Here is a 3,471-nt window from a genome sequence, read left to right on the forward strand (position 1 = left end):
TTATGAAATTACAGATTCTATTGGCTTTGGATGGTGATGACGATGTGTGATAATACCACGACCATGTCCAGCTGCATCATTTCCCAGAATGATTTCCTTGTTTTCTTCAATATCGAGGATAAGGATATCGAAACATTCGATATCCATCATCAGAAGGATGGTGTCTATATTGAAGTGACACTGAAGAAGAAGCCCCATCAGTGTCCTGTCTGCCTCAACATGACAGACAGAGTCAAGGACTATAGTGTCAAGCATATCAACCATTCCATACTGACAAACAAGAAATGCATCATCAATTACAGAGCTCGCAGATATAGATGTCCAAGATGCCACAAGACATTTATGGAGTCCAATCCCTTTACCGTCGCAGGCTCAAGAATCTCTCTGGCGACTGTATATAATATCCTGGAGGATTTGAGAAAGCCAAGCATGACATTCAGGGATGTGGCCGAACGATACCATGTATCCCAGACAACAGCTGCACATGTATTTGACTCATTTGTCTCCATATCAAGAAGACCTCTGCCTGAGTATCTGCTGATAGATGAGGTCTATAAATGCTACTATTAATATGTACAAAAATGATCATATAAAAATGTACAAAATCAATTCAACATAATATAATAATTCAGTTTTTATTGGAGGTTATATTATGATTATGAATTTAACAGTCAATTCAAGTATTGAGATTAATTGCTTGCTTGATTTACCAAAATTGAAAGTATTAGTAGAGGAGTTAAAATTGAAAATAAATAAATCACAGATTGCCAGAGAGCTTGGTGTCGATAGAAGATTGATAGATAAATATATGAATGGTTATACTAAGCCAAAGAAAAGAGAAAGAAAAAGTAAGTTAGATAAATTTTATCAAATAATATATGACTTACTGATCAATCAAAATACTCAAGTTTTCTTTTATAAAAGAGTTTTATGGCAGTATCTAAAAGATAATCATGGATTAGAATGCTCAGCTTCACATTTTAGAAAGTGGATCAGTCAACATGAAGAATTCGATAAATACTTTAATGGCAGAACAAACAGGACAGTGAATGGTAAAGTTAGAAACAGTACTACAAATCATCAGTCAATCAAAAGAGAGACGGGTATGGGAGTTGAAGCACAATTAGACTGGAAGGAAAATATGCATTATACCTTAAATACAGGTGAAGTTATTGAATTAAATATCTTTGCACTTGTTTATTCCTATTCAAGATATAAAGTTAATTTTATTTCGCTTACAAAAAAGCAAGGTGCTCTATTCCATTATCTTGATCAGGCATTTGAAGCAGCAGGTGGTGTGCCTGACATTTTAAAAACCGATAATATGAAAACGGTTATGGATGAGGCAAGAACAGAATATTCGAGTGGAAAGGTCAATGCGAAGTTTCAACAATTTGCGAATGATTATGGCTTTGTAGTGAAACCATGTATTGCCGGAAAACCATGGAGTAAAGGAAAAGTTGAAGCACCAATGAAATTATGGGATGAACTATATGCCTATAATGGAAAATTAAACTATGCACAACTGAATGAAAAAGTAACGGAAATTAATGAAAGGCATAATTGCCAGGTGCACAGTGAAATAGGAAAAATTCCGAAGCTTCATATTCAAAAAGAAAAAGATTTCTTATCCCCCTTACCACAAGAAAAGATAAGAAATCAATATAAAATCACCATTAAACCAGTAAAAGTAGATTCACAAAGCTTATTTTCCTATAAAGGAAATAAATATTCCGCACCACCAGAATATATTGGTAAAACAGTGAAACTACAAATATTTGATGATTATATACATGTGCATTCTAACACAAAACTCATAACAATTCATCAAATATCTCAGTCAAAATACAATTATCATGAAGAGCATTATCAAAAAATATACGAAGTAAGTTTTAAAGATAGTTCGGATGAAATTAAACAACTAGCTAAGGAAAATTTAAATTTGATAGGAGAAATATACAATGAGTAGTACATATATGCAATTAAGAAATAACCTGAATTATTTGAAACTAAGTCAAATGAATGAAAATTTAGATGAGATATTGGATTACATAACTAAGAACAATCTATCCCTTACTGAAGGATTGATTAAATTGACCCAAATAGAAATCGATCATAGAGAAAAGAATATGATCAAATCAATGGTTAAAGTAGGGGCTTTTCCTCACCATAAAGAATTAAGGGATTTTGATTTTGATTTTCAATCATCAATTAATAAACAACAGATATTGGATTTTGAGACACTCAGATTCATTGAGAATTGTGAAAATATCGTATTTCTAGGTAATAGTGGTGTAGGTAAAACACACTTGGCTGTAAGTATAGGCATCGCCGCAGCAAAGCGTAGAAATAGTACATATTTCATCAAATGTCATGACCTTATTCAACAATTGAAGAAAGCAAATAATGAGAACAGATTGGAAGATCGACTTCGCCATTTTACCAAATATAAAGTATTGATCATAGATGAACTTGGCTATCTTCCAATTAATAAAGATGATGCGAAATTATTCTTTCAACTGATAGATAGACGTTATGAAAAAAGAAGCACGATATTAACTACAAATATCAATTTTAGTGAGTGGGATGAAGTTTTCTGTGATGCGGTAATGGCAAATGCCATTTTAGATAGAGTCCTTCATCACGCGCATGTGGTAACTATAACGGGTAAATCCTATCGGTTAAAAGATCATATGAAGCCAAACGAAGAGGAATCTTAATATTAAGAAGTATTCCTAGTTATATTGAACAGGAACATAATTGTACATCATAAATGATCATTTTTGTACAAAATTATATTGACATTTATAAGGTCTATGCATTCAAGTCTGTCAACAGTAAATATGTGTGTGTGCTTGTCGATTTCAAGACACAGAACATCGTCGATGTCCTTCCGTCAAGAAGAAAGCAGACACTCATGGATTATTTCTTTTCCATTCCTCTTGAGGAAAGGAAGAATGTCAAAATTGTTTCCTTTGACATGTGGGAAACATACAGAATCGTATCGAAGATCATGTTTCCAAATGCAATATGTGCAACCGACCATTTTCATGTGAAGCAGGAATTTGGAAGAAAAATTGACAGAGTGAGAATCGATGTCATGAATAAGTATTATTCCAGAAAGAAATATCTTGAGAAGAAAAAAGAAAAAACCAAGACTGAAAAGCTTGAGTTAAGGGAAGCATCCAAGCATTACTATGCATTAAAGAAATTCAACTGGATGCTCTTCTCCAATGACAACAGAATATTCGACCCAAACGAAAAGAAGATATACAATCATACCCTTGAGGGGTATTACAACTACTATGATATCCTTGACTTCATGGTCAGACATGACCCTGTGCTGGATCTTGCCTATGATCTTAAATATGAGCTGGATGAATTTTACAGCAGATCCAATGAAAAAAACGCATTGAAGAACATAGAAGAGCTGATCATATCCTTCAGGAATTCCCAGATCAAGGAAATGAT

General features: G+C 33.4%; 3 protein-coding genes and 1 pseudogene. All 4 read left to right on the forward strand.

Going from position 1 to position 3,471, the window contains the following annotated elements; translation table 11 throughout:
* Positions 1–42: 42 nt before the first annotated feature.
* Positions 43–570, forward strand: a complete 528-nt coding sequence (locus B5E79_RS13110) for a transposase family protein (protein WP_241147502.1) — start codon at positions 43–45, stop codon at positions 568–570.
* Between the two features lie 82 nt (positions 571–652).
* Positions 653–1,965, forward strand: a pseudogene (istA, locus tag B5E79_RS13115) (IS21 family transposase).
* Positions 1,962–2,720 (forward strand): IS21-like element helper ATPase IstB, encoded by a 759-nt coding sequence (gene istB / locus B5E79_RS13120; protein ID WP_087298346.1) that lies wholly within the window; start codon positions 1,962–1,964, stop codon positions 2,718–2,720. Before istA ends, istB begins: the two are co-directional and overlap by 4 nt.
* A 53-nt stretch (positions 2,721–2,773) precedes the next feature.
* The coding region (locus B5E79_RS13125; RefSeq protein ID WP_143746797.1) for a transposase at positions 2,774–3,471 on the forward strand (698 nt) is incomplete at its 3' end.

This window comes from Massilimicrobiota sp. An134 (assembly GCF_002160815.1).
In the GTDB taxonomy this organism is placed as follows: Bacteria; Bacillota_I; Bacilli_A; order Erysipelotrichales; family Coprobacillaceae; genus Allocoprobacillus; species Allocoprobacillus merdigallinarum.